This window comes from Mycobacterium sp. 852002-51971_SCH5477799-a, from assembly GCF_001667145.1.
Taxonomy (GTDB): domain Bacteria; phylum Actinomycetota; class Actinomycetes; order Mycobacteriales; family Mycobacteriaceae; genus Mycobacterium.
Map to the genome: position 1 here is coordinate 83,235 of NZ_LZIF01000005.1, position 24,922 is coordinate 108,156.

Annotated in this window: 23 protein-coding genes and 4 tRNA genes; 14 read left to right on the forward strand and 13 right to left on the reverse strand. The window is 62.0% G+C overall.

What is annotated here, in order from left to right:
* Window positions 1-12: 12 nt before the first annotated feature.
* The 4 genes from A5753_RS00475 to A5753_RS00490 form a co-directional block, all read right to left on the reverse strand.
* On the reverse strand, window positions 13-2,073 hold the full coding sequence (locus tag A5753_RS00475) for an LCP family protein (RefSeq protein WP_067121886.1): 2,061 nt from the start codon (window positions 2,071-2,073) through the stop codon (window positions 13-15).
* Window positions 2,074-2,284: 211 nt separating this feature from the next.
* The gene (dusB, locus tag A5753_RS00480; RefSeq protein ID WP_067121889.1) at window positions 2,285-3,418 is read right to left on the reverse strand and encodes a tRNA dihydrouridine synthase DusB; all 1,134 of its coding nucleotides are present in this window, start codon (window positions 3,416-3,418) and stop codon (window positions 2,285-2,287) included.
* Window positions 3,419-3,425: 7 nt separating this feature from the next.
* Window positions 3,426-4,448: an acyl-ACP desaturase gene (locus A5753_RS00485; RefSeq protein ID WP_067121893.1), complete on the reverse strand. Its 1,023-nt coding sequence runs from the start codon at window positions 4,446-4,448 to the stop codon at window positions 3,426-3,428.
* A 164-nt stretch (window positions 4,449-4,612) separates the two neighbouring features.
* Window positions 4,613-5,227, reverse strand: a complete 615-nt coding sequence (locus A5753_RS00490; RefSeq protein WP_156655835.1) for a TetR/AcrR family transcriptional regulator — start codon at window positions 5,225-5,227, stop codon at window positions 4,613-4,615.
* Between the two features lie 67 nt (window positions 5,228-5,294).
* Between A5753_RS00490 and A5753_RS00495 the strand changes: the two genes are divergently transcribed.
* Window positions 5,295-6,359, forward strand: coding sequence for an oxygenase MpaB family protein (locus tag A5753_RS00495; protein WP_067121900.1), 1,065 nt, complete (start codon window positions 5,295-5,297; stop codon window positions 6,357-6,359).
* Between the two features lie 21 nt (window positions 6,360-6,380).
* Here A5753_RS00495 and A5753_RS23485 read toward each other — a convergent pair whose 3' ends face one another.
* From A5753_RS23485 to A5753_RS00510, 3 genes are read right to left on the reverse strand one after another with little or no spacing between them, the layout of a single operon-like run.
* Complete coding sequence (locus tag A5753_RS23485; protein ID WP_082971101.1) at window positions 6,381-6,584, reverse strand: zinc transporter Slc39a7; 204 nt, start codon at window positions 6,582-6,584, stop codon at window positions 6,381-6,383.
* A gap of 32 nt (window positions 6,585-6,616) precedes the next feature.
* Complete coding sequence (locus tag A5753_RS00505) at window positions 6,617-7,030, reverse strand: metalloregulator ArsR/SmtB family transcription factor (protein ID WP_067121904.1); 414 nt, start codon at window positions 7,028-7,030, stop codon at window positions 6,617-6,619.
* Between the two features lie 44 nt (window positions 7,031-7,074).
* Window positions 7,075-7,572, reverse strand: a complete 498-nt coding sequence (locus A5753_RS00510) for a nucleoside deaminase (protein WP_067121906.1) — start codon at window positions 7,570-7,572, stop codon at window positions 7,075-7,077.
* Between the two features lie 121 nt (window positions 7,573-7,693).
* On the opposite strand from A5753_RS00510, the gene A5753_RS00515 reads away from it, so the two are divergent.
* The 3 genes from A5753_RS00515 to A5753_RS00525 all read left to right on the forward strand — a co-directional run bounded on the left by A5753_RS00515 (window position 7,694) and on the right by A5753_RS00525 (window position 10,457).
* Window positions 7,694-8,593 (forward strand): class I SAM-dependent methyltransferase, encoded by a 900-nt coding sequence (locus A5753_RS00515; protein WP_067121909.1) that lies wholly within the window; start codon window positions 7,694-7,696, stop codon window positions 8,591-8,593.
* Between the two features lie 925 nt (window positions 8,594-9,518).
* Complete coding sequence (locus A5753_RS00520) at window positions 9,519-9,764, forward strand: hypothetical protein (protein ID WP_067121913.1); 246 nt, start codon at window positions 9,519-9,521, stop codon at window positions 9,762-9,764.
* A 21-nt stretch (window positions 9,765-9,785) separates the two neighbouring features.
* Window positions 9,786-10,457, forward strand: coding sequence for a hypothetical protein (locus A5753_RS00525; RefSeq protein WP_067121916.1), 672 nt, complete (start codon window positions 9,786-9,788; stop codon window positions 10,455-10,457).
* A 705-nt stretch (window positions 10,458-11,162) separates the two neighbouring features.
* On the opposite strand, the gene A5753_RS00530 is transcribed toward A5753_RS00525, so the two are convergent.
* Window positions 11,163-12,341, reverse strand: a complete 1,179-nt coding sequence (locus tag A5753_RS00530) for a hypothetical protein (protein WP_067121918.1) — start codon at window positions 12,339-12,341, stop codon at window positions 11,163-11,165.
* Between the two features lie 252 nt (window positions 12,342-12,593).
* On the opposite strand from A5753_RS00530, the gene A5753_RS00535 reads away from it, so the two are divergent.
* The 7 genes from A5753_RS00535 to A5753_RS00565 all read left to right on the forward strand — a co-directional run bounded on the left by A5753_RS00535 (window position 12,594) and on the right by A5753_RS00565 (window position 18,966).
* Window positions 12,594-12,797: an AlpA family transcriptional regulator gene (locus tag A5753_RS00535; RefSeq protein ID WP_067121921.1), complete on the forward strand. Its 204-nt coding sequence runs from the start codon at window positions 12,594-12,596 to the stop codon at window positions 12,795-12,797.
* A gap of 338 nt (window positions 12,798-13,135) precedes the next feature.
* The gene (locus A5753_RS00540; RefSeq protein ID WP_067121926.1) at window positions 13,136-13,828 is read left to right on the forward strand and encodes a hypothetical protein; all 693 of its coding nucleotides are present in this window, start codon (window positions 13,136-13,138) and stop codon (window positions 13,826-13,828) included.
* 363 nt (window positions 13,829-14,191) lie between these two features.
* Window positions 14,192-14,398, forward strand: a complete 207-nt coding sequence (locus A5753_RS00545; RefSeq protein WP_067121994.1) for a hypothetical protein — start codon at window positions 14,192-14,194, stop codon at window positions 14,396-14,398.
* Window positions 14,382-15,767, forward strand: a complete 1,386-nt coding sequence (locus A5753_RS00550; RefSeq protein ID WP_067121930.1) for a helix-turn-helix domain-containing protein — start codon at window positions 14,382-14,384, stop codon at window positions 15,765-15,767. Before A5753_RS00545 ends, A5753_RS00550 begins: the two co-directional genes overlap by 17 nt.
* Window positions 15,768-15,801: 34 nt before the next feature.
* Window positions 15,802-16,677, forward strand: a complete 876-nt coding sequence (locus A5753_RS00555) for a hypothetical protein (protein ID WP_067121933.1) — start codon at window positions 15,802-15,804, stop codon at window positions 16,675-16,677.
* Window positions 16,678-16,844: 167 nt separating this feature from the next.
* Complete coding sequence (locus tag A5753_RS00560) at window positions 16,845-17,483, forward strand: recombinase family protein (protein WP_067121936.1); 639 nt, start codon at window positions 16,845-16,847, stop codon at window positions 17,481-17,483.
* Between the two features lie 139 nt (window positions 17,484-17,622).
* Entirely contained in the window at window positions 17,623-18,966 is a 1,344-nt protein-coding gene (locus A5753_RS00565) for a site-specific integrase (RefSeq protein WP_067121939.1), read from the forward strand.
* A 10-nt stretch (window positions 18,967-18,976) separates the two neighbouring features.
* Here A5753_RS00565 and A5753_RS24155 read toward each other — a convergent pair whose 3' ends face one another.
* The 3 genes from A5753_RS24155 to A5753_RS00580 all read right to left on the reverse strand — a co-directional run bounded on the left by A5753_RS24155 (window position 18,977) and on the right by A5753_RS00580 (window position 21,973).
* Window positions 18,977-21,241, reverse strand: a complete 2,265-nt coding sequence (locus tag A5753_RS24155; RefSeq protein WP_156655836.1) for an NACHT domain-containing NTPase — start codon at window positions 21,239-21,241, stop codon at window positions 18,977-18,979.
* Between the two features lie 41 nt (window positions 21,242-21,282).
* On the reverse strand, window positions 21,283-21,738 hold the full coding sequence (locus tag A5753_RS24160) for a hypothetical protein (RefSeq protein WP_156655837.1): 456 nt from the start codon (window positions 21,736-21,738) through the stop codon (window positions 21,283-21,285).
* Between the two features lie 159 nt (window positions 21,739-21,897).
* Window positions 21,898-21,973, reverse strand: a tRNA-Lys gene (locus A5753_RS00580).
* Between the two features lie 124 nt (window positions 21,974-22,097).
* Here A5753_RS00580 and A5753_RS00585 point away from each other — a divergent pair.
* The 3 genes from A5753_RS00585 (at window position 22,098) to A5753_RS00595 (ending at window position 22,377) form a co-directional block, all read left to right on the forward strand.
* Window positions 22,098-22,170: transfer RNA gene (locus A5753_RS00585), tRNA-Glu, on the forward strand.
* 29 nt (window positions 22,171-22,199) lie between these two features.
* Window positions 22,200-22,276, forward strand: a tRNA-Asp gene (locus tag A5753_RS00590).
* Between the two features lie 27 nt (window positions 22,277-22,303).
* Window positions 22,304-22,377, forward strand: a tRNA-Phe gene (locus A5753_RS00595).
* 42 nt (window positions 22,378-22,419) lie between these two features.
* On the opposite strand, the gene A5753_RS00600 is transcribed toward A5753_RS00595, so the two are convergent.
* Together A5753_RS00600 and A5753_RS00605 are read right to left on the reverse strand one after the other, a co-directional pair.
* On the reverse strand, window positions 22,420-23,883 hold the full coding sequence (locus A5753_RS00600; RefSeq protein WP_067121996.1) for a TIGR00366 family protein: 1,464 nt from the start codon (window positions 23,881-23,883) through the stop codon (window positions 22,420-22,422).
* Between the two features lie 138 nt (window positions 23,884-24,021).
* A complete protein-coding gene (locus A5753_RS00605) occupies window positions 24,022-24,861 on the reverse strand; it encodes a mycofactocin-coupled SDR family oxidoreductase (protein WP_067121950.1) in 840 nt (279 codons plus the stop codon).
* Window positions 24,862-24,922: the final 61 nt, after the last annotated feature.

Here is a 24,922-nt window from a genome sequence, read left to right on the forward strand (position 1 = left end):
CGTCAAAAGCGGTTACTCGCAGGTGGTGTCGGCCGCGTTGGTGACGGTCAGGTCCTCGGGCAGCTTCGCCGGTGCATTGCTCGAGCCGCGTTCGATCTGCAGGTTCATCGAGGAGCCGCTGGGCGAGGGAGTGGAGACCGACTTGAAGTCGGGGCCCAAAACCACCTGCACGACCTGTCCGTAGCCGGACACCCGCTGGACTTTCGCGTTGGCGAACGAGGACGCCACGGTGGCGGCGGCCTCCTCGTTACCCGGCGAGAACAGCACGGTCGTCGCGTTGACCGAACTGGGGTAATCGTCGGGCGACATCACGTTGAAGCCGTCGTGCTTGAGCTGGGTGGTCGCGGTGGTCGCCAGACCGCTTTGCGTGGTCGCGTTGGAGACCCGCACCGTCACGCCGCTGGGCGAGGTCGTGGTGACCTGCTCGGGCTGCGCCTCCGGCGCCGGTGCCGGCGACTTCCTGGTGGTGGGCGCCTTCGACGGGCCCTTCGTTCCAGAAGTGCTCAAATTCTGCGCGTTCTGGTCGTTTTCCTCGGGTAGCGGATCGTCGTTGATGACGGCGTCGAACAGGGCGCGCATGTCGGCCATCCGTGGCGGCTCGTCGCCGTTCTGGTCGGTGACACCGGTCGGCACGGTGACGAACGTGACGTGCCCGGCTGCCATGCCCTGCAACGACTGACCGAGTTGGATCAGGTCCTTGGACTGCACGTTGTCGACGACGGTGTCGCTGATGAACATGTTGACGACGCTGTTGAGCTTGTGGGGGTCCAGCAGCGTGTCTTCGGAGATCAACGACCGCAGCAACGACGACAGGAACAGCTGCTGACGTTTGATCCGGCCGTAATCGCCATTGACCTCGGTGGTGACCTGGCGGGCCCGCACATAGTTCAGGGCGGTGGAGCCGTCGAGCACCTGGCGTCCACCGTGTTCGAGGACCGTGCCCAACTCATAGTCGTGCAGCGGCGTGCTCGAGCAGACCTCGACCCCGCCGAGGGCGTCGACCATTTTCGCGAAGCCGGAGAAGTCGACGGCGATGAAGCGATTGATGCTCAAGCCGGACAGCTTCTGGATTTCCTTCACCAGACACTTGGGGCCGCCGAAGGCGAACGCCGAGTTCAGTTTGGTCTCGGTGTAGACCATCTTCGGGCCGTAGGTCTTGGTCTTCGGGTCGTACAGGGGTCCGTACTTGCCGGTTTCGGGGTTCCACGCCTCGCACTGCATCGGGGTGATCGCCAGGTCGCGCGGGAACGACACCGCCACGACGCGCTTACGGTTGGCCGGGATGTTGACCAGCATGACCGTGTCCGAGCGCTCGCCGTCGGCGTCGTCGGTGGTTCCGGCGCCCATGTTGGCGTTGTCGCCCAGGCGCGAGTCGAGACCGACGATCAAGAAGTCCTCGTCGCCGTACTGACCGCCCGGGTCGCGGATGTCGCTGGAATTCTGGTCGAGCGCGCTGATCGTATTCAGCCGGGCGTTTTTCGACGTGCTCCACTGCCATGCCCCGCCGGTCATGGCCAGGGCCAGCACGGCAGCCAGGGCGGCCGTCGACCGTGCAGCCACCAGCAGTGGCCGGCGCCGGCGTTTGGGTTCCTCGGCGCTGGTGTCTGCGACCAGGTCCTCCGGGTCCTCGTCGTTCGGGTAATAGGCGGCCTCCAGGGCCCGGAGCTCGGCGACGGCGTCCACGGAGTAGGCGAGGTCGTCGATCACCTGCGTTTTCTGCAGGTGGATCGGCAGGCCAGGCTCGGCGCCGGTGGGCTCGACCTCGGAATCCTCCGGGGCGGCGCGATGATGGACGGGCCGGCCGGGGGCACCGATCTTGGCGATCAGATCGGCGACGCTGACGCCGCCGCCGGTGTGGGATCCGCCCCGATCGGTGTCATCCTCGCGCGGCCCGACGGCCTCGATCGCGCCCTCGGGCTGCCAGCGGTGAAGATTGTCGCCGGCCGGCGGTGCAAAGAATCGCTCCCAGGGGGCCGCGCCCAACGGCGCCGGGTCCGTCGCGATCGGATAGGTACGCGCCCCGCCCGGGCCGTGCCGACCATTGAGAGTGGCGTCGTTCTCGGCGTCACTCATGTCGTACCGGCCTCCGAAGCTCTGATGCGGACGTCAGCGTGCTCGTGCTTAATGTCAGCGCAGTGTCGCGTTGCGCGCGCCCGCGGCTGGTGCCAACCAGTTTTGCCACCGCTGGTGTGGCGGCACGGAATCGATCCGCCACCCAAGCGCACGCAATAAAGCCCACATCGTACTGACTTATCGGCCCGGACGCGATTTTCGAGCCGTCGGCTCAGCCCCCGGAGTGCATGACGTCGGCGCCCGCCGGCACCGTGCAGTCGTCGGGGTCGGTCAGCCAACCTTCCGGCAGCACCACCCGGGCCGGTGAACCCTGCCGGCCGCGAGGGCCCGTCGCCTCGTCCGGGAACGGCACGGCGCCGTCGAGCCGGTCGAGCAGGGAGTCCAGTTCGTCGAGCGTCTTGACCATCGCCAGCGCGCGGCGCAGCTCGGAGCCGGCCGGAAAGCCGTGCAGATACCAGCCGACGTGCTTGCGGATGTCGCGCATGCCCTTGTCCTCGCCGAAGTGCGCGGCCAGCAGTTGCCCGTGTCGTCGGACGATGTCGGCGACCTCGCCCAGCGTCGGGGGTGTGGGCGGTGGGCTGCCAGTGAAGGCGGCCGACAGCTCGGCGAAAAGCCAGGGCCGGCCCAGGCAGCCGCGGCCGATGACGACGCCGTCGCATCCGGTGGTGGCCATCATGGTCAGCGCGTCACTGGCGTCATAGATGTCGCCGTTGCCGAGTACCGGGATGGTCCGCACCTGCTGTTTGAGCCTGGCGATCTGTTCCCAGTCGGCGGTGCCGGAATAACGCTGCGCGGCCGTGCGGGCATGCAGCGCGACGGCGGCGGCGCCTTCGGCTTCGGCGATGCGGCCGGCGTCGAGGTGTGTTTGGTGCTCGTCGTCGATGCCGATGCGGAACTTCACGGTCACCGGTATCTGGGTGCCCTCGGTGCCGCGCACCGCCGCGGCGACGATCTGACCGAACAGCCGCCGTTTGTATGGCAGCGCCGATCCGCCGCCGCGCTTGGTCACCTTCGGCACCGGGCAGCCGAAATTCATGTCGATGTGATCGGCCAGGCCTTCGTCGGCGATCATCTTGGCGGCCGCGTAGGTGGTCGCGGGGTCGACGGTGTAGAGCTGCAGCGAACGCGGCGACTCGTCGGGGGCGAATGTGGTCATGTGCAGGGTGGCCGGATGGCGCTCGACAAGCGCACGCGCCGTGACCATCTCGCAGACATAGAGCCCGCTGACGGTGCCGACCTTGGCTTGCTCCAATTCGCGGCACAGCGTTCGGAACGCGACGTTTGTCACGCCCGCCATCGGTGCCAGGACCACCGGGCTGGCGAGCGCGATGGAACCGATGCGCACCCCTTGGTTACCGCCGGCTCATGGTCAGCGTGCCCGCGGTTTGGTGCAGCTCCAATGCGGTTGTCTTCTTGCCGGTGCGGGCTTCGCGGTCGAGCTGACGCTGCTTTGAGATCTCGAACTTCTCGCAGGTTTGCTCGAGTTCCTTGATCAGCAGCGCGAGATCGTCGCGCATGGCGGCCGCCTCACCGGTGAAGTCCTCACGCTCGAAGATGCGCCATTTCTTCAGCACCGGCATGACGACGTCGTCGAGGTGGATACGCGGGTCGTAGACGCCGCCGACGGCGATGACGACGGCCTTCCGGCGGAATTCGGGCACCTGGTAGCCCGGCATCTGGAAGTTGCGCAGCACCTTGTGCAGGGACTTCATCGCCTGATTGGGCGCGGCGGCGAACCCGGCGTCGCTGACGTCGCGGTAGAAGATCATGTGCAGGTTCTCGTCGGCCGAGATCTTGGCCAGCAATTGGTCGGCGATCGTCTCGTTGCAGGCCTTGCCGGTGTTGCGGTGCGAAATCCGCGTCGCCAGCTCCTGGAACGTGACGTAGATGACCGAGTCGAACAGGCTCTCGGCGAACAAATCGGCTCGAATCTGCTGGTTCTGACCGGGGCTGAAGCCGCGGTTCACGACCTCCATGCGCAGCTTTTCCAGCTCGGTGGGGTCGACCGCGCGGGTCACCACCAGATAGTCGCGCAGCGCGATGCCGTGGCGGTTCTCCTCGGCGGTCCACCGGTTGACCCACTGACCCCACGCGCCGTCCATGCCGAAATTCATCGCGATCTCGCGGTGATACGACGGCAGGTTGTCTTCGGTCATCAGGTTCTGCACCATCGCCACCTGGGCGACGTCGGAGAGCTGTGACTGGCCTGGCTCCCAGTCCTGTCCTCCCAGCGCGTAGTAGTTCTTGCCGTCCGACCACGGGATGTAGTCGTGCGGGTTCCAGTTCTTGTGCATGCTCTCGTGCCGGTTCAGGTACTTCTCGACGAACGGCTCGAGTTCGTGCAGCAGCTGTAAGTCCGTCAGCCCGGCTGACATACGGCCTCCAGTTATCTGTGTCGATGGGTAGCAGTCAATATATCTGTGTACTCAAGTAGCATCAAGTTTTTCGTCGGCGCGCCAGGTGACATTTCTATGTCGGTTCGAGTGGGCCCGTTGCCTACCGGTACGGCTTGCCGATGGCGCACGATTGAAAACACGCGTTACTGCGACTTGCCGAGTTCCCCGGCCGGGACGTACGGCGCGGCCGTGATGTACAGCATGTTGATGCAGTAATCGATGAATTGCTGGCGGGTGGCGCCCAGCTGTCCGTGCAGGTAGGCGGTGAACAGGCCCGACAACCCGCCGATCAGGCTGGTGGCGATCATTTTTTGCAGTACGGCATCACCGATTCGGGACAGCTTGCGCTGCAGCAGATCGATGAAATTGGGCATCCATTCCGCGCCGGAGCGGGTCAGGACGGGCTCCACCGCCGGCGCCAGCAGCAGCACCCGTCCACGGACCGGGTCGTCGACCATCAGCTCGACGAATCGCTCGACGGCCTCCCGCGGGGTCGTCGCCGATGTCAGGGCGCTCATCGCTCGCGTGCAGACATCGTCGTAGACCGCGCGCACGAATTCGTCGCGGTCGGCGAAGCTTTCGTAGAAGTAGCGTTCGGTCAGCGCGGCCTCGCGGCAGACCGCGCGCACGGTCAGTGCAGGGCCGCCGGCACTGCCGAGTAACTGCACGCCGGCGTTGATGAGGTTGTCGCGGCGGAGCGCGAGGCGGCTCTCCAAGGGGACCCCGGTCCAGCGTCCCCGTCGTTGACCCGTCTGCACATCGCTCCTAAGCTCTAGATTGACAACGGTTGTAGTCAAAATTCACGATACCTACAGGGATCTAATAGTGACTCAAGATACGTCCGCACCGTCCGCTCTGACCAGCGACGTCGCAGGTGGTGATGTCGTGGGCACCGCTGAGCAGTCGGTTTCGGCCGACGCGTCCGACGGCGTCGCGGGCGGTTGCCCGGTCTCGCCGACGGGCTATGACGCGCCGCCCGCACCGCTGGGGCCCGAGTCGTTGACCTGGCGGTACTTCGGGGACTGGCGGGGCATGCTGCAGGGTCCGTGGGCGGGTTCGATGCAGAACATGCACCCCCAGCTGGGCGCGGCGGTCACCGATCACTCCACGTTCTTCCGCGAGCGCTGGCCGCGCCTGCTGCGCTCGTTGTATCCGATCGGCGGAGTCGTGTTCGACGGGGATCGCGCCCCGAGTACCGGCGCCGAGGTCCGCGATTACCACACCGACATCAAGGGGGTCGACGAACAGGGCCGGCGCTACCACGCGTTGAACCCCGACGTCTTCTACTGGGCGCACTCCACCTTCTTCATGGGCACCATCCACGTCGCCGAACGATTCTGCGGGGGGATCACCGAGGAGCAGAAGCGCCAGCTGTTCGACGAACACGTCGAGTGGTATCGCATGTACGGCATGAGCATGCGACCGGTGCCGGGTTCCTGGGAGGAATTCCAGGTCTACTGGGACCACATGTGCCGCAACGTGCTGGAGAACAACTGGGCCGCCCGGGCCGTGCTCGATTTGACCGAGCTGCCGAAACCCCCGTTCGCGCAATGGATTCCGGATCCGTTGTGGGCCGCGCAACGCAAGCTGTTGGCGCCGTTCTTCGTCTGGGTGACGGTTGGCCTGTACGACCCACCGGTGCGAGAACTGATGGGCTACCGCTGGTCACGCCGCGATGAATGGCTGCACCGGCGCTTCGGCGACGTCGTCCGTGGCGTGTTTGCCCTGGTGCCCAGCAGATTCCGCAAGCACCCTCGCGCGCGGGCCGGCTTGGACCGCGCCAGCGGGCGGATCCCGCTCGATACGCCGCTGGTGCAAACACCGGCGCGCAACCTGCCGCCCGAGGACGAGCGCGGCAATCCCAAGCACTACTGCCCGATGGTTTCCTGAGTCGCCGAAGCGCCGCTCGCGCTATGCGTGGTGGTGACCGTGAACTTCTTCCAGGCCCGCCTGGTGCACGTGCTGATGCGTGTGCTCCGTCCCGTCCTCGTGGGCGTGTGAATGTTCGTGCTCGACATGGTCATGCTCGTGGCTCGTGTGCGCGTGAGCATGCGTCACGTCGCCGTGCTGGTGTTCGTGCGCGTGTGGCGCGTCATGGGTGTGCTGTTCGCTCATCGTTGATCTCTCCTTTGTGAAATGCCTTGTGGCTACTGCTCGTTCAGCGCGCCGCGCCGCCCGGTCGGCGGGCGAGACGACTGGCCGACGGCCTTCAGCCCACTGTCGGCGCGGTGATGGCCGGGCACGCCTGGGCCAGCGTGTTCGGCGTTGAAGACCGCGTCGATGACGAGCTGGCGGACGTGATCGTTCTCCAGGCTGTAGAAGATCGTCGTGCCCTCCCGGCGGGTGCGAACCAGCCGTGCCATCCGCAACTTTGCGAGGTGCTGGGAAACCGACGGCGCCGGTTTGCCCACGTGCTCGGCGAGTTCGTTGACCGCCATCTCGCGGTCGGTCAACGTCCAAAGCACCTGCACGCGAGTGGCGTCGGCCAGCATCCGGAACACCTCGACCACCAGGTTGACCTGGTCCTCGGGTAGCCGCCTTTTGCTGTTATCTGCATGCATACGCAAATATTAACCAAAGCCGGTTCTGCTGCCAAGGGCACGGTTCAGCCCGGCGGAACGACCGTCGACTGGCGGCCGCCGTTGCGCTCGTTCCAGAGCCGGTAGACCTCCACGGCGTTGTCGTTGGGCTCGTAGCGCATGGGCAGGCGACGCTGGTCCCATTGCTTCGCGAATTCGTCGTAGAAGGTGGACAACTCGAAGTACTTGCGGTCATCCACGTAGTACTGCTCGTAGCTGTCTCGAGTGGTCAGGAAGACGACTTCCTTGGGCGAGCAGTAGTACAGCGAGCCAAGGCACATCGGGCAAGGGTGGGCCAGCACGTAGATGGTGGCGTCGACGAGGTGCTCGGTGCCCAGCTTCATGCATGCCTCGCGGATTGCCAGGATCTCGGCGTGGGCGGTGGGATCGTTCGTCTGGGCCACCTTGTTGGCGCTCTCGGCCAGCACCGCGCCGTCCTGGATGATCACCGTCGCAAACGGGCGGCCGCCCTCGCCCACGTTGCGGCGAGCCAGGTCGATCGTCCGCTGCGTGAAGTCGGTCACGGGGTCCTCCGGCGTAGAACGGGGAGCAGATAAATCGGAGAGTAGTCCCGCGGGCCGGGATCCGGCCTTGTGATACTAACTAGATTGTCTATGTTTTCCGCGACCCGGACTGAGGAGACACATGGCGCGCACCGAACGCGATCGCTGGGATCTTGCGACAAGTGTCGGCGCGACGGCGACCATGGTGGCCGCCCAGCGGGCACTGTCTTCCGACGCGAAGCTGATCGATGACCCGTATGCCGCTCCGCTGGTGCGTGCGGTTGGGATCGACGTCTACGTCCGGCTGGTGAACGGCGAAATCGCGGCCGGTGGGAACACGGAGTTCGATCCGCAGCGGATGGCGCGAGGGATGGCCTGCCGAACCCGGTTCTACGACCAGTTCTTTCTTGAGGCGACGCGCAGCGGCATCGGCCAGGTGGTGATCCTCGCGTCGGGCCTCGACTCGCGCGCCTACCGGCTGCCCTGGCCGGCCGGGACGGTCGTCTACGAGGTCGACATGCCCGAGGTGATCGAGTTCAAGACGCTGACGCTGGGCGATCTGGGCGCCGAGCCGACCGCCGAGCGGCGCACCGTTGCCATCGACCTGCGCGACGATTGGGCCTCGGCCCTGCAGGCGGCCGGATTCGATCCGCAGGCGCCGTCGGCATGGAGCGCCGAAGGCCTACTGGTCTACCTGCCGGACGAAGCTCAGGACGCGCTGTTCGACAACATCACGACGCTGAGTGTCCCTGGCAGCCGGCTCGCCTTCGAATTCGTCCCTGACACTGCCGTTTTCGCCGACCCGCGCTGGCGCGCCCACCACGACCGGATGAGCGAACTCGGCTTTGAGATCGACTTCAACGACCTCGTCTATCACGGCCAGCGCAGCCATATCGTCGACCACCTGAGCCGGCGCGGTTGGCAGACCACGTCCACGACTGTTGCGGAATTGCACGCGGCCAACGGATTCGTCTACGCCGACGACGACGTCGCCGCGGCCTTCGCCGATGTCACCTACAGCAGCGCGATGCTCGGGCGATGAGCCGTCATCGGAGTGCACGCGGCCACGGCCGCGCGCGTCGTGGTGCCCCCACTAGGACTCGAACCTAGGACCTGCGGATTAAAAGTCGCTAGCTCAGGCCCGATTGGAGCGGCACTAGCGGCCCGCCCGCGATCCAGTAGAAGCTCTAATCACTTACTGCCACTAGGAGAGAACGGTTCGCGGGGTCTATACAGGCGCTCTAACGGACGTCGGCCCAGTTCGCCAAGTTGCCGAAAATTTGTGGACGTAGTGTGGACGCGGGCAGGTTGTCCACACCGTTTTGGCGCGCCTATTCGCACCCAACTCCGTTGCCGTCTCGATCAAGGCCGTAGATGTCCTTGCCGACGACAGTTACAGGACCCTTAACGTAGGCCGGACCATTACCGCTACCGCCCGCACAGTCGACATCACTTGCGATCGGAACGCAGGCACCCGAGTAATTGGGGTCGCATGATGGACTTGGCTTTTGCGGTATGGGCGCTGCTGGGCCGACGGACTGCGCAAACGACACATCGCCTGGATCGGCGTTCACTGCCGGAACGAGCGTGAGCCCCATGGCGAATCCAATTGTCAGCGCTGTCAATCTGCCCATGGTGGCGGATCGTAACCTCGACCATTGCCGTCTGTTGCCTCTTTCCCACGGAAGTGCTCCCAATCGGGCCGGAACCGCCCTTCGCGTGCAATTCAGCCGTTGCTAGGTCACCGTTGGTCGGTTGGGCCGCTCTGACAACACGAGGCTAATACGACAGCTAATAGATCGGGTAATGCGATTCCGCCGGTCATAGCAGCTCTAATGGCCTACGCTCCTGTCCAAACCCCTTGCGCAGCAAAGTCACACGTCCATACCGTGGAGATGGCCGCGCGGGAACGCGGTCCGCCTTTCACCGCGCGGCGCAAAGGTGTCCGACTCCACCAAAGGGTTCCGATGAAATACACCGAGATACCGACACATCTGCTTGACGAGGCCACCAACCTGCTGCCCCGCCTTGGCTACCTGTACGAGCAAGCCGACTTCAGTGCGGACGTGGCGCTGACGGTCACTGCAGAGGAGATGTTTCGGTTGATGCCGTTAGTCAGGTGGCTTGAATATTTCGAGTCCACCACGTGGGTCGAAAACGCCCGCCGCCGGAGCAGGCGCGAGCTTGACGCATTGGCCGCCCGGTCGAACTAGAGACAGATACGGAATTGATCGATGGACAGCAGAGACACACCGGACTTTGACGCAGAGCTTGCAGAACTGATCGCGCAGGACCAAGAACTGGCAGCGGTGAAAGCCGAAACCGTGGCGTCACTGCGGGAGATGGCCGACCAGTTAGAAGGCAACGGGATACCAACGTCACGGAAAAAGCGTGACAGGCTTGTACTAGATCAAATCAATGCGATCGCGCGTTTCAACTCTGTTGCAAGGCGCGCCGAGCTCGCGGCTACCGAAGCATTAGACGCAGAGGAAAAATGGCGAGCGCACCCCGAAACAGCAGACTTCGGCGTCGAACACGCGTTTGTACTCTACTACCTACTTGAGCCACCGGACGATGAGTTTGACGGCGATTTCGTTGTCTCAGTAGGGGCTTGCACCCTTAACCCCGGCGACGACGACGAGCGTATGAAATTCGTGTTGCTCGGTGTGGACGGCTCGCAGGGCACCCGGCTTACAAACATCGTCCTCACTGAGGAAGAGGCCCAACAATTGGCTCAGTACCTGCAGGCCGCGGCGGCGGAAGTTGAGTGCTACAACGCTTTCAACGCCCCCACGGAAGAAGAAAAACGTGAGGCCATGGATGAGCTGATGCGCCAAGTTGTCGAACTTGAGCGTGAACGCCTGGACTCAGAGCGTCAGGAAGAGTTAGGAGAACAGCGGCCTTAACCGCGACCCGCCAGAACGGTTTTCGGACTTCTGCTTTCCGAATCGCGGTTCGATTCTGCGACTGGCTCAAGCCACCGTCTGGGACGGTTCGCACCTTGACAACTAAACAGTGACCACCCCAGCATCTGCGTGAGGGGGCTTGTAACACTCTGGGCGCCAGGGCGGTTGCTGGACCCTGACGCCAAGTGCGGCGCGCTGCGCACAAGGCACCCAAACCGCGCGCGGCCAGCTTATGAGGTTGGTTTAGCGCCGCTTCTTGCGCTGACGTGCAGAGCTTTTAGCGCGCCGACCCACCTTCCCGGAACCGCTCTTTGCCTGCCGCGTAAACGTGCGGCGAGCTGCGGCTTGACGCTTGGTTGCCATAGCTACCCACCCATCCCCATTACACGGGCACAGTCGGGCGTAGTGCCCCTATATCTCCCGCCGTCAGCCGGCGGCCGACCGCGCACCGATGGCGGTTCGATACCCACTCCCCAGCTGAACTCGGACGCATCATCGGAGTCCGCATTAGGGTCAAGCGGGTAGCGCACGTCATAGTCACCGACACCGAAGGTGTTCGCTCCGGAACCGTAGTCACTGTTGCTCATCGGACACCCCTCCCGCCCCGGTAGACTGCGGCCGTGCCGCCAGTGCTGCGTTGGCTTGCGCTATGGCCACCAAAACGTCGGCCAGGTTGTCATGCAACCAATTCGATGCGGTCATGGCTTACATAGGGATTGCCGGGGCAACGTAGTTGCCGGTGGCCTTGATCTGCATCACCGCAGCAGCGCCACGGTGGCGTGTGCCCACGCCGATGCAGCGCGCCCAAAAGCTGTCCTGCAGAGGGTAACCGGGCCGGAAGCCGGGAATGGTCCGCAAACCCTGGTAGGCCGCGTTGGTGTGCTGCCGAACGCTCACCGCGTTGTTGGGGCTGTTCGCGCCGGACGTGGCCACCACAGTCAAGTACTTGGCTGGAATGTACTGGCTGCGGACTATCCAAAGAGGCCCATAGCTGCCGTCAATCTTCAGACCTTGGTACTGAGCTGGCGCGATCTCGCCGACGATGTTGTCCGGCTGCAGATACGCAGGCGCACCCTGGGACGGGATGAAGTCGTGCTTGGCCACCACGGTGTTGTTGTTGGTTTCGCCCGCCTTGAAGGCACCTACCTCATCGGCGTCTACGGGGTTCATAAAAGCGATCAGACGGCTTCCGGCGTCCATGCCATAACCGTGCTCGGTTACATGGTTGATCAGAGCTTCCAGGTCTCCGCTGTCGATGGTGTCGGCACCGCTAACCAGGTAGTGCGTATGGGTGTCGTCAAACGTCTTGCCTAGGTATGGCGGTGGCACCATGCCGTCCGCGCTCCACAGCGGGTAGCAGGTGTGGTTGAACTCGTTGGTTTGTGGAGCCGGATTGAACAGACGGTTGACGATGAGTCCGTTGACCAACTTGTTGTCGGCAGCAAGAGCGTAGTTGGTTACCGCGCGAATTTGCTCAGCTGTGCTGTCTCGTAGAAACTTCCACGTAAAACGGCCGGCTTTGTCGTAGTCGACAAGCGTGTTGCCTAGCAAGATAGCGTTGCTCGGCGCCCGCAGGCTTTCCGGCTCGCCGAATTCCGATGCGACCTCGAAACTTTCGTCAGCAATGCTCTGCGGCACCGCATCGGCAGCATTGATGGTGTTGTAGCTCAGCAGGCTAGCTACTGCATTGCGTTCGGAATTCCAGGCCGAGAGAACGGCTTGCACCTCTTGCCACAGCGCGTTGACGTCAACGCCGTCTGCGGTGACGTTAACGAGGACGTCGCCCTCCGTATTTACGCCCAAGCCCTCACCGCCGAACGGCGGCAGCTTTAAAAGTGTTTGGAGGTCAGGGTCGAGTCGGGGTTGTGTGTAGATTGCACTCACGATGAGAGCCTTTCGTTGTCACTGCCTTTCGCAGTTTCGTTGAAAACACCAAGCCCGCAAACGCGGCTAATGGGACTGAAAGCTCTCGCCGCGTTCGCGTTAGGTGCCGACAACACATGCCGTGACGGCTCCTCACCGCGTGTAGGCGATTATACGCGGCGGCGGGCGGGCGGCCCCAGCCAATTTTGCTGGCGTGCAGTGTGATTCGGCTATAATCAGCTTCGGGCAGTCAGCTCGGAAAGGCTCGATCCTATGACGGCAGTAAAGACGTACCGTGAATTTCTGGACATCAATCAGGCGGCGCAATACCTGCAAGACAAGGGCTTTACGTCCTGCACGGTGCAGACAATTCGCTACCTCGCCTACGAGAAAGGGCTATTGCCCCGACCGGCAGTGCTTGGCCGTAGGGCGTATTGGCGGCGCAGTGACCTCGACAAGCTAATCGAGAAGCTATGAGAGACAATAGCTATCCACTTGCGCGGGTTCTGTCCGTATCGGTTGAGGGAGAACGTTTACCGCCGGGGTACGTGGGGAAGGTGACCGTCCGTTGCCCGCATTGCCAAACATTGCACACGCACCGCATCTATACCCACGACAGTATTAGACCCGCGCGTACCGCCCCGTGCACCGGCGACAAGCCCGTGTTGCGCTACCGCATTGACCTAGGTGCGCCTGTAGCTCCGAAACGCAATGTGTCCCAGCCGCACCCTGTGTACGCAGCCGGCGAGGGTCTGAACGACAACGCAATAGATGTTCCAGTACCGAACTGGGAAGAATGAAAGGAAATAAATCACATGGCTTTTAGTGACAGCGTTACGGATTTTGACCCCAATGATGAAGACTTCTCTCAATTGCTCGAAGTGCACCGGGCTATGGGCTGGCCTGCGCCTACGGAGGCCGAACTTCGGCACATTGCCCACGGTGCCGAATTGCTTAGCGACATACTGGTGGCCGATCTCGGTTACGGTTGGCCGGACGACTCCCCGGAGGCCCGTTTTGCAAACGGGCTAAGCGTTGAGGTGATCAACGCGTGGAACAGCTACCGGCGCAAAAGGGACGCATACGGGCAGAGCAACTTCAACCCCGTCGGCCGCAAGCCGGTACGTCGCGACAAAGTGCAACCGTCGCTAGACAAGCCGTTCACCATGACAAAGCCGCTGTGCATCGTCGCGCGCAGTCCTAAGAAGGCGTATCCCCTAGACAAGCTAGAGGATTGGAAGCTTGTACCCCGGGACGTGCTTAGCCCCTGTGACGTCGGCATTTCCGCAGAATGCCACAAATCGTTCGCCTTGATTACCCTATCCTTGAAACGCGGCGAATTCGTCACCGTGCATCAGGTGTGCAATGCCTGCTACCGCTGGCCCTTCGCGTATAGCTCCGAAGCAATCGAGCTCTTTCGAGACATATTGGTAGAGCACCATGTTGAACCTACGAACGGTGACCGCAGGGCTCAGCTAGTGCTTGCCGCAGACGCCGGGGTTCTGTGACACGTGAACGATTGAACGCTCTCTAGCGTTCCGGGAAAAGATACCCGCCGGGTGGGTTGGTAGCCCAGCGGCTTGGGTTGGCCGGGTTCTGTTGGGTTGGCGCTCCAGAGGACAGGCTGAATCGTGCCGCCAACGGAATACAGCGCTACTGGATCGACCGCGCGATATAAGAGCGTAGAAAGATTCGGGTCAATTCAGCGGCCGTCGGAACAGTTGCTGTCAGTTCCGGATCTATTGCGTTGTCTCCCAATTACTTTCCGGCGTCGGGGTGCTGCGTCGCGTGCCGTGGTGGGCTAACGTCGATTTTGCCGCAGGTTGGCGGGCATTCGGCCCGACTTCGACAACTCAACCGGAGAGAAGGAAATGACCACCCCCGTACAGCAGTTCTATGACCGCGCGGAAGTCGTTGCCATTGCGCACGCACGCGGCCTGAAGCACATCACCGAGAACTCGGTGATCACCGCTGCCTATGAAGGCAGCAAGCCGTTAAAGCGCACCAAGATCAACGGACGGATCTACTACGCCCGCAACGACGTCGAGGCCTGGCTTGCCGGTGAACGCCTCGACTAACGGCCAACCTGCGCAGGTCATTTCAGAGAATCTGCGTAAGCAACGCATTCGACTCAAGAGCCTTCACCTTCGGTTCCAGAACTGGTTCACAGACCACTACGACTTAGCCGCCCTAGACGTCTCGCTGGCAACCGCAGCCGTGGAGCAGCTCGACGGTGACCCTGTCTGGCTGCTACTGGTGGCAGGCGCGTCCACCGCCAAGACGGAAACCGTATCGCAGCTCAAGACCTGCGCGCGTGTGCACGAAGTATCGACGCTCACGTCAGAGGCCGCGTTGCTTTCGGCGTCCAAACGCGACGATAAGGCGCACGATGCAACGGGTGGCCTACTGGAGCAGATCGGGCCGCGAGGCATCCTGATCATCAAGGACTTCACATCTATCCTGTCGATACACCCCAGCACCCGAGGTCCGTTGCTGGCCGCATTGCGGGAAATCTATGACGGCTATTGGGATCGCTACAAAGGCACTGACGGCGGCGCTGGACTGCATTGGTCCGGGCGAATCGTTGTTATCGGAGCCGTAACGACATCCTGGGACAAACACCACGGCGTTGTGGCCGAGATGGGCGACCGATTCGTTCTGCTGCGCATCGATTCCCGCAACGTGGACAGCCGCGAGGCGTTCGGGTTAAAGGCAATCAAGAACATCTCTTCTGAAACGGAGTACCGCAAAGAGCTACGCGGCGCGGTCAAGCGACTCATTTCCTGTGTCGACACCGCTGATGCACCCGAACTCACCGACGAAGAGACACAACGAATCTTTCAAGCCGCCAACCTGGCGTCCTACGCACGCACCGCAGTAGACACCGACCACAAGGGCGACGTAATCGACTCGCACGCTCCGGAAGGCCCGGCACGTCTGGCCAAGCAACTCACGCAGCTGTTCCGGGGCTTGTACGTGGTTGGCGTTCCAAGGGGCCGAGCAATGCGCCTGGTGATCCGGTGCGCTCGTGACTGTATCCCACCTCTACGCCTGCAAGTGCTGGAGTACCTAGCGGCACACCCGGACTCCCTCACCAGTGACGTACGGAAAGGCATCCAGAAGCCCCATGCCACCGTGGACCGCGTCATCCAGGCCCTAGTGGCCCTTGGCCTTATCGAACAAGACGAGACCCCCGGCCGCGTCCAGACCACTAGCAGCTACACCAAGAGCTGGCGCTTCAGCGTGATCGAAGGCGTGGACGTGAGCGTGCTCAAGATCCCCGAACCCGTCCGCTCCGGGAATGACAGCGGGGCCATGCGCCCGGCGGGCGCTCCGGGAATCACAGGGGAGGCAGGCCCTATCTCTTCTCACTCTTCGACTGTGAAACCCGGAGCGCGGCCTACCTGCGGAAATGCAACTAACGGCAGAGCACCGGTCGAATTTTGAACCAGCTCAGAATCGAATCGAAAGGGCATACGGCATGAGTACCGACGATGACGACATCATCGACGCGGAAGTCGTAGACAGCGATAACCTTCCTGCAACTGTTGGCACCTATCAACATTCCGAACCAGTCACCAAGTGGAGCGAAGAGTGGTGGGCTGCCGCGTCTCCAGCAGTGCAGGCGAACAGGTGTCGAGCACACAAGAAAACCGGCGAACGCTGTAAGAACGCAGCAATACTCGGTGCAACTGTGTGCCGTTTTCATGGCGGTGCGGCCAAGCACGTAAAGCGCGCTGCGCGGGCAAGGTTGGAGAACGCCGCTGATCTGATGGCAAAGCAGCTCTTGGGGATTGCGCTCACTGCCGACAGTGAGGCCGTGAAGCTTGCGGCCATCAAGGATGCCCTGGACCGAAGCGGACTCAAAGCGCCCGCGGAAGTCGTACTGTCGCAAGGCGAGTCCAAGCCCTACGAGGACCTGTTCGACGGCATCGCGAGCGGCAGTCGCGCCGAATCTCGCAGAGCTAGAGGCGTTCCCGATTCTGCGGACAATTTTGCCGGCTTCGAGATTGGCACAGAAGGCCCGTCCCAACCACCCACCCAAGGCGACTCGCCCGACCCAAGCCACAACGAGGCCAGCTGCGCGCGGCGGGTATTTCGGGGCTCGACCACCAACACACCAGAGGTTGACTACCAAGGCGAGGGCGGTAGTAGTGGGCAGCAGGATTCGCCGTCTAGCGCAGACGCGCCGCTGCGGCAGCCTCATCCCCATGATTTCGACCGGGAGAGGCCGCCTGAGTCACCCGTGCGGCACATCACCGGCGAGGACGCCATCGACGCGGCGAACTGGGCAAACCGCCGGATAGGCGCGCTGAAGGCCATCGAGTCACCCCACAGGCGGTACAGAAGGCCATGAGGCACCCACAGGCACAGTTTGCCCAGCTCAGGCATTGTAGCCACGGTTGTACCGGTCGGCTAAAACTTAAGGCGTAAGGCGCAACCGCTCGGTTACGCCCCCACACCAGCAAGGGAGACGCAGCAATGCCGGCAAGGGCAGACGCACGAGAACCGATACAGCCGTTGATGTTTGGATACACGCGTGTGAGCACCGACGAACAGGCGGACAGGCGTAACGGCCTAGAGGCACAACGGCAAATCATCGAGGCACAGGCACTGCGCCGACAGTGGAGCCTTGAGCACTTCGCAGACGAAGGCGTATCCGGTAAGGCCATCGGTCCGAAGCTTGCGGAAGGGTTGCAGCTGTTGGCTTCTGGACAAGCGGACGGTCTGGTAGTTGCCAAGCTGGACCGCTTGAGTCGATCAATCGTCAACGCAGCCAACATCATCGAAGCAGCGCAGGCGCAGGGCTGGTCGCTGGTGATCCTGGACCTTGGCGTGGACCTGACCACAGCAGCAGGTCGCATGATGGCCATGAACCTGGTCAACTTCGCCCAGTACGAGCGCGAGCTGATTAGTGAGCGTACGAAGGCCGCTCTTGCCGCCAAGAAGCGCAGAGGCGAGCGAATCGGAAGGCCTCGAGTTGCATCGCCTTCGGTGGTGCGTCGCATAGTGCAAGACCGAAACGCCGGCTGGACATACGACGCTATCGCTTCCGCACTCACAGCATCAAACGTCCTAAGCCCACTGGGCAAACGGACGTGGCAGCCGTCCACCGTGCGCCGCATCTACGCCAGCGCCACAGTTGAGCAGGTGTCGGTATGAAGCGCGATCCCCGTGACAAACGAAAGGCACATGTGGAGACCGGGTTAGTGCCACCAGAGCCGCCGGAAGTGACCTGCAAAGGTTACGGCCCACCGCCAGAGGACGAGGAAGCCTCGTCTCCAGAAGAGGAGACGCGGTAATGGCCGCGACTATTCGCAAGCGCACTACCGGCAAGCTGGACAAATTCGGTAATCCCGTTATTAGCTATCAAGTCCGGTGGCGCGAGCCGGTACGCGATGAGTTCGGAGCACCTACGGGCACCTTCAAGCAGACGTCGGAAACTTTCCCGACCGAGCGGAAAGCTAAGGCGCATCTGCGCAAGGTGGAGGATCAGCTGGAAAGCGCTGCAGGCGTTGACCCATCCAGCCAGAAGGCCAAAGCCAATCGTCCGCTAGGGAAATACGCCAAGCAGTACCTCGAATCGCTGGCAGGCACCATCGATGACAGCACGATTGCGGGCTACGAGAACATCTACCGCACCCATATAGCTTCCGTGTTCGGTAGCAAGCCAGTTGCTTCCATGACCACGGCCGATGTGACAGCCTTCCGCGCTCAGCTGTTGGCCCCGCACCACCGCCGCAGCTTTGTCACGCGCGGCAAGCCGCAGCCTAAACCCCACCCCAGCACCCGCGTGGTCACTCGCAGTCCCGCCACAGTGAAGCAGATTGTCGGAACGTTAAAGCGCATCCTCGACACCGCGCAGGACGATCAAGCCATACAGAGCAATCCCGTGGTGTCCGGCCGACGTCGGACGACTAAGCGGCGAGCCACGGGGGAGACACCCTTTAGCCACCACCCACTTACTGCCAACCAAGTAGCGTCCGTAGCGGACTGGATCGCCAACACCAAGGGCAATCAGGTCTACGCCCTCGCGGTTCTCTTCGCAGCACATACCGGCGTGCGGGCAGCGGAACTGCAGGGCCTACAGGTCCAGGACCTCACGCTCTCGGACATATCCGGCACGGTTGGCGCGATCCGAGTTGCTCGGACCGCCAAGCGCGAAACCGGTCGGTGGACCTACGGCACCCCCAAGAGCGACGCCAGCACCAATCGCACAGTGCCGCTAGCGCCGTGGCTGGCTGATGAGCTACGCGACTACCTGACTACGGTTCACCCTTTTGCCGGCAGGCATCTGCACGCGCCGCTGTTTCCGGGTCGGCTTAGTCGTTCCAGCTTCGATTGGGCGCATCCTGTCGTGGCTGACAACCTGTATGACAACTACCTGCAGCCTGCGACTAAGGCCCTTGGCCTTGGAGCCGTACGGTTTCACGACCTGCGCCACACGTTCGCGACCATGAACCTGAGCGCGGGCGAGCACTACATGCAGGTGTCAAAGTGGCTCGGACACTCTAGTTTCGTACTGACGCTAACCACCTACGCCGACTACATCCGCGAGGACGTGCTGGCGGTACCGAAGGTTGGGCGTGGCACCGTCACGCCTGCAACGGACAATGTGGTGACGATGCAGCGCACAGCTACTTGACCTCGGCCCGCTACTCCGTCTTGTCAGGTGGCATGAGGCCCTTAGCCCATTTCAATTTCACAAGGTCCTGCCAAAGCCAGCCGAGTGCGAGATGTGTCGCAGGTTTCTTGTCCGCGAGGTTGAAGCGCCCCGTCGAGACCGAAAACGAGTCGGCAAAAGGTTCAAGCCCAGGCGTGTTCGCAAAGTAGAGGAAGTGTGCATCGCTAAAGACGCTGTAGTTGTCCATGATTTCTTTATCGCGCGATTCATCATTCACGGTAACATTGACAGAATTTTTCCCATTTCGTTTGCCATTTGGAAGCGGGACGCCGGTCGGACGCAAAAGCCACCTCAGCCCAGCTTCAGGGGGTCCTATTGATCCAAGTGACAACGGTTCGCCGTCGGATGAAGCACTGAAATTAATATTCCCGTAGTATTCAAATGGCATCAAGCCGCTGTGCGCCAGAGTGTCGCCGAACTTGGGTGCGACTGTGGCGCACAGTTCCTCATAGCAGCTGATCGCCGCGCGGATTATTGCATTAAATCTCTTCGACATTGCCTCGATGGAGAACCCGGGCCAGCCGGACCGTCCTGGTGCGATATCAGGTAGGGGATAGACGCTGCCATACAAACCATCTGCTACTTCGTCAATAGTGGTTGGGTATGGAAGGTTGCTTCTCCTAATTTGGTCCTTTAACTCGCTCCGGACGATTCCATCGTGTTTGGCAGCGATGCCAATCGCAATGGTGGTGAAGCATTCAGCCAGGTCCTTCGCAAGAATTCTGCGCGCAGCCGGCCAGACCCAGTTTCGTCCTGTTGGTACGGCAGCCCATTCCATGCACATGAAACGCCTATTGAACGGTGTCTGCCTGGGGATAGTGTTTATGACAGCTGGAAGCGTTTCATCGGGAATCTCACTGGAAATCAGCCAAGTCGTGTCTACACGTCCACCGCGGATATTCAACGCGAGCGAAAAATCCTCCAAGTCGTTGAGAGTGGTGATCCGAAACGGTGTAAATGCCGCTGACAATGGACCCAGGCCATCTAGTAACGACGCAAGTGCTAAACGAAGACGAGTGCCGATCTCCTGCCAGTGTTCCGCAGGAATGTCTTCCCGATTTCGAGACAAGCCTGCAGTTTCGGTCTCATTGATGATCCACGAGATCGCGCCGGGGTTCCACCGAGCAATGGTGGCCATGATTGAGTCCACGCGACTGGGCTCGCCGGATGCGAGAACCATTGACAAGACGTATTTCCACCGATCAAACGACACCAAATCACGCAAGGTATCGCCTATGTCGACGGCATCTTCCAGTAAAGCTCTCGAAGCGAACCATTGTTCGATTGTTGCTAACGAGAACGAGACACCATGTGCTGTTGTAGTTACAAAAGGCGAACGTCGAATTTGCGCGGCTATATCAAAATCAGCAAATAGTTCAGGGTCAACCGCCCGCCCGGTAGTTACCGTCTCAACCGCCAGTCGGCGCAAATGTTGATACAAATCCTGGTTCTCCGAGGCGACAATCTTTCGGACTACCCCTTCGATGACTTCTGTCATCGTGGTGAGTTGCTCCAACGTGGACTGTTGCCCAACTAGAAGTGCGAACAGGGGCCTTTTTAAGGCTTCTTCAATTTGCGGGCTGATATTGCCGATGCGGGCGACTCCGGCCACCAGACTGGCTAGTTGTTGACCTTGAGCTTTAGACAACGGCTGAACTTCAACGCGCGTGCTCGCGCTCACGGCTTGTGTCGCCCGAGATGTCAACACCACCCGTGAGCGAGGCCAACGGTCGATCAGTGAAACTGCCTGCCTTATAACTGTTTCGGCACGGTCTGCGCGTTGGTCTAACCCGTCTACGACGATATCGGCGCCAAGATTTTCGAGTGCGTGTAGGCCGACCTCTCTGCGTACATCGAGTTCGAGTGATGACTCCAACTCGTCGATTGATACCCACACGGGTACCGGCGCTTCTGAGTTGGTTTGGGCCGTAGTGATCGCAGCCCGGACCCAAGCTTCTGCGATGTCGGATTTTCCGGCACCTAACGGACCCGTCAGTACGATCAATCGGCCGGTGGTTAAGGTCGTCAACTCGACAGGTACGGGAGGCAATAGGTATCGGATTCGATCAATCTGCGCCTCATCGAGCCCCGCGCCGGCTCGCCTGCGCTCGATCCGGGAGTCTGAAGCCGCTAAAGCCCGCGCGAGGTACTCACTTGGCCCCATGGCTTCGTAGACCGACGGATCACCGAAGGTGACGTTGACATCGCCGCCGATCATGCTGTTGGTGAATTGCACCCCTGGCGCGACAGCGGAACCGCCCTGTGCTGCCGCGCCCGTTAAGGGGTGGAGGACGGCCCCTTCTGGCCTGAGGTCACATTGCTGATATCGATAGGCCCCGAGACCTTCGCGCCGCGAACATTCACCCCGCCGCCGCTGGCCCAAACATTGTGGATACGGATTGCCTCAGCCTCGACCTGCTCCAGATTCACTCCGATTGGTTCACCAGCTTTCGGATTGTCCGCGCGGACGGCTTCGATCAGGGCCTTTGCCGCAGCCAACAGATCTGCGTCCGATTCGGCGCCCGCGTCTTTGAGGTCCTCTTCGAGGGAGTTCCGCTTAGCGTCGGAGCTGGGCTTCTTTTCCACCCCGCTCGGATCTACGCCCTTATAACGGTCCGAGATGAGGCGTTTCAGACCTGCGTAGGCATCTTTGACGGCGCTCGCCACCGTCTCGCGGACGCCTTCTTGCGCGCCGAGGGCGACCGCTGCAACAACAATCGAGACTGGATCCACTCTTGAAATGCTGCCACAGCCGGGTGCAGAAGTTGGACAACTTGCGGGTCGCAGTTGATCGCGTCCGCCATGTGGACGTGGTGTGGACGTAGGCGGCCTGCCGCATTCGCCCGTGCAACGCCGCTGACCTCAGACAACGCCCTGACTTGGACGTTTGCGTGGTGCCCCCACTAGGACTCGAACCTAGGACCTGCGGATTAAAAGTCCGTAGCTCTACCAACTGAGCTATAGGGGCCGCGGAGATTCAGGATACTTGGACCGGAAACGAGGCGCGTTTGAGGATTGGGCACACCGTGACCTAAGCTGACGTGGCTCCCAACGAAACCACGTTGCGAGTACCCCGGAGTGATTCGGTTCTGGCCCCCATCGTCTAGTGGCCTAGGACGCCGCCCTTTCACGGCGGTAGCACGGGTTCGAATCCCGTTGGGGGTACGCGACGCGGTGACGCGGAGCAGCAGCAAGGCCCTGTGGCGCAGTTGGTTAGCGCGCCGCCCTGTCACGGCGGAGGTCGCGGGTTCGAGTCCCGTCAGGGTCGCCAAGCGCGGCGAGGCACTCGCTGCCCTCCGGCCAGGTAGCTCAGTCGGTACGAGCGTCCGCCTGAAAAGCGGAAGGTCGGCGGTTCGATCCCGCCCCTGGCCACCGAGAATCCGTCGAGTTCCACGCGCTGCAAGTAGTGCGGCGTCAAACCACGTAGGGCGCAATCAGAGTGGTGGCGCCCAGCACCACCAACCCGATCAAGAACGCCACGATCGTGAAGCCCATCACCTGACGGACATTGAGTTTCGCTATCGCAAGCAGGGGCAACAGCCAGAACGGTTGGATCATGTTCGCAACCCCTTCGCCGACGGCGACGGCCATGGACATCAACCCGAGGTAGGCCGGTGAGGTCTGACCGAGCGCCCGCGCCGAGTCGACCGCGATCGGGCCCTGCACCGCCCAGTGCCCCCCGCCGGACGGCACGAACAGGCTGATGATCAACGAGCCGATGAAGGTGAGGAACGGCAGCGTGTACTGCGTCGCGCCGCTCACGAGCCCGTGGGCCAGCAGCGTCTGCAAGGGCACGGCTTTGCCGTCGGCGTGGGAGGGCGGATAGCCGAGCAGCGCAACCAGCCCGCCGTACAGCGGGTATTGCAGCAGCAGCGGACCAGACACCTTTGCGGCTCCGGTGAATGCCCGGATGAACCGAATCGGCGTGCGGTGCAGCAGCGCACTCGTGATGGTGAACAGCATGATCATCGAGGAGATGTTCAGCGCAAAACCACTGAGCCAGAAGTAGGCAGTGCCGGCGACGAAGACGACGACATTGAAAATCCACTGGTTTTCCAACCATTCGGCAAACGATCGCTTGCCCTGGGCCTTAACCTCGGGTTGGTCCTCGTCCTCGAACACAGCGGAATCGGGAGCAAGGCTTTGCGTCGGCTGCATGCGCCAGATCGCAAGCGCGAGCAGTGTCAGCACGACGATCACCGACAGCCAGCTGTACGGCTGAAAGATCGTCAGCTTCAGCGCCACCGTGGCGCCAGTCATCTTGTGGATCACGTTGATTGGACTGCCGTCGTCGGTGTTCGCCAGCGCGATCGACGACGACAGCCCCTGCGTCCAGACGATGAAGCCCATGAAAGCCGCCGCGATGAGATAGCCGAAATGTGTGTCCGTGCAGCGCTTCGCGACCTGGCGGGCAACCAGCGCGCCTGCAACCAACCCGAGTCCCCAGTTCAGCAGGGAGAGTGCGGCACTCACAGCAAAACACAGCAGGGCGCCTTGCGCCTGATTGCTCGGCTTGCTCGCGATGTAGACGATGGCCCGCTTCAAAACCGGCGCCTCGGCGAGCGTGTAGCCGGTCACGAGGATCAAGACCATCTGGAAGGCGAAAGTGAAGATGTTCTGCGATCCCCACACGCCCCCGTACCACGCCTTGAGCATGCCGGTCGCCGAGGCGCCGTGCACCAAGAGCGCAACCAGCGCGGCCACGATGACGGTGAGGATGACCGCGAACAGGTACGGGTCGGGCATCAGGCGTTCGACATACCGGACACAGAGTGCGGTGAACGCTTGGATGATGCTGCGGCGTCCGGGTTTACGTTCTTCTTCTCTTGACGGCCTTGCTCGTTCGGGCCCAGCCTCCGGCGTGTCGGCCGCGGCCATGGGGTCTTCGCTCGTCATCGACCTGCCCTCGCATTGTGTGGCCAGCTCGCGTTCGGACGCGCGCATTGGCCGATCGTAATGGACCTTGCGAAGGGGCGCTTCCTATCGGAAGCGGACTGTCGCCGGGAGCGGCCAGAGCTACTTGAGCATGCTCCCGGCGTCAACGGTGACCGGAAGACCTGTGATATAACGCGATTCGTCGGAAGCCAGGAACAACACCGCGTTGCTGATGTCAACCGGCTCGACCCAGCCGACCGGCAGCACATGCATGAACTGCGCGGCGACCTTGAGGTCGTCCGGGCCGGGATTCTCCAGATCCGGCCGGAACAACTTCATGGTTCCCTCGTTCATGAACATCGGCGTGTTCACGTTGGTCGGGTGAACGGAGTTCACGCGGATGAAGTGCTGGCCGAGTTCCACGGCGAAGGCACGCATCAAGCCGACAACCCCGTGTTTGGCGGCGATGTAGTGACCGGTGTGCGGGTAGGCCTTGAGGCCGCCGACCGAGCTGGTCAAGATGATCGAGCCGCCCTGGCCCTGGGAAATCAAGTGCGGCACACCAGTTTTCACAGTCTTCCAAACGCCCGACAGGTTGACGTCGATCATGTCTCGCCAGTCGTTCTCACGGGTTTTGTCGAGAGTCTGTCCGCCATTACCGATTCCGGCGTTCGCGCAGATGATGTCGAGGCGGCCGAGCTGTTCGACTCCGCCGTCCACCACCGCCTTCAGGGCGTCGTAGTCACGCACGTCGACTTCGGCGGTCACGATGCGCCGGTTGAGGCCCTTGACTAGATCGGCCGTCTTGGCCAGGTCATCCGGCGTCGATGGCGGGATCTCGCTGCTGCTGCTGATCGGTGTGCAGATGTCGACCGCGATGATGTCGGCACCCTCCTGTGCCAGGCGCACGGCGTGGCTGCGGCCCTGACCCCTGGCGGCGCCGGTGATCAGCGCAACCTTTCCCTCAACTCTTCCACCCATGACTGCACCTCACTGCCCTTGAAGCCGGATTGATGACGGTCCGGCGCGCATGTCGACGTAT

What these genes read in the sequence shown, in the direction of transcription:
- A5753_RS00505 (WP_067121904.1), bottom strand. Translation starts at nt 7,030, where the DNA reads ATGCATGCAGATAACAGCAAAAGGCGGCTACCCGAGGACCAGGTCAAC.
- A5753_RS00605 (WP_067121950.1), bottom strand. Translation starts at nt 24,861, where the DNA reads ATGGGTGGAAGAGTTGAGGGAAAGGTTGCGCTGATCACCGGCGCCGCC.
- A5753_RS00520 (WP_067121913.1), top strand. Translation starts at nt 9,519, where the DNA reads ATGAAATACACCGAGATACCGACACATCTGCTTGACGAGGCCACCAAC.
- A5753_RS00535 (WP_067121921.1), top strand. Translation starts at nt 12,594, where the DNA reads ATGACGGCAGTAAAGACGTACCGTGAATTTCTGGACATCAATCAGGCG.
- A5753_RS00565 (WP_067121939.1), top strand. Translation starts at nt 17,623, where the DNA reads ATGGCCGCGACTATTCGCAAGCGCACTACCGGCAAGCTGGACAAATTC.
- A5753_RS00515 (WP_067121909.1), top strand. Translation starts at nt 7,694, where the DNA reads ATGGCGCGCACCGAACGCGATCGCTGGGATCTTGCGACAAGTGTCGGC.
- A5753_RS00560 (WP_067121936.1), top strand. Translation starts at nt 16,845, where the DNA reads ATGTTTGGATACACGCGTGTGAGCACCGACGAACAGGCGGACAGGCGT.
- A5753_RS00525 (WP_067121916.1), top strand. Translation starts at nt 9,786, where the DNA reads ATGGACAGCAGAGACACACCGGACTTTGACGCAGAGCTTGCAGAACTG.
- A5753_RS00475 (WP_067121886.1), bottom strand. Translation starts at nt 2,073, where the DNA reads ATGAGTGACGCCGAGAACGACGCCACTCTCAATGGTCGGCACGGCCCG.
- A5753_RS00545 (WP_067121994.1), top strand. Translation starts at nt 14,192, where the DNA reads ATGACCACCCCCGTACAGCAGTTCTATGACCGCGCGGAAGTCGTTGCC.
- A5753_RS00555 (WP_067121933.1), top strand. Translation starts at nt 15,802, where the DNA reads ATGAGTACCGACGATGACGACATCATCGACGCGGAAGTCGTAGACAGC.
- A5753_RS00540 (WP_067121926.1), top strand. Translation starts at nt 13,136, where the DNA reads ATGGCTTTTAGTGACAGCGTTACGGATTTTGACCCCAATGATGAAGAC.
- A5753_RS23485 (WP_082971101.1), bottom strand. Translation starts at nt 6,584, where the DNA reads ATGAGCGAACAGCACACCCATGACGCGCCACACGCGCACGAACACCAG.
- A5753_RS00485 (WP_067121893.1), bottom strand. Translation starts at nt 4,448, where the DNA reads ATGTCAGCCGGGCTGACGGACTTACAGCTGCTGCACGAACTCGAGCCG.
- A5753_RS00600 (WP_067121996.1), bottom strand. Translation starts at nt 23,883, where the DNA reads ATGGCCGCGGCCGACACGCCGGAGGCTGGGCCCGAACGAGCAAGGCCG.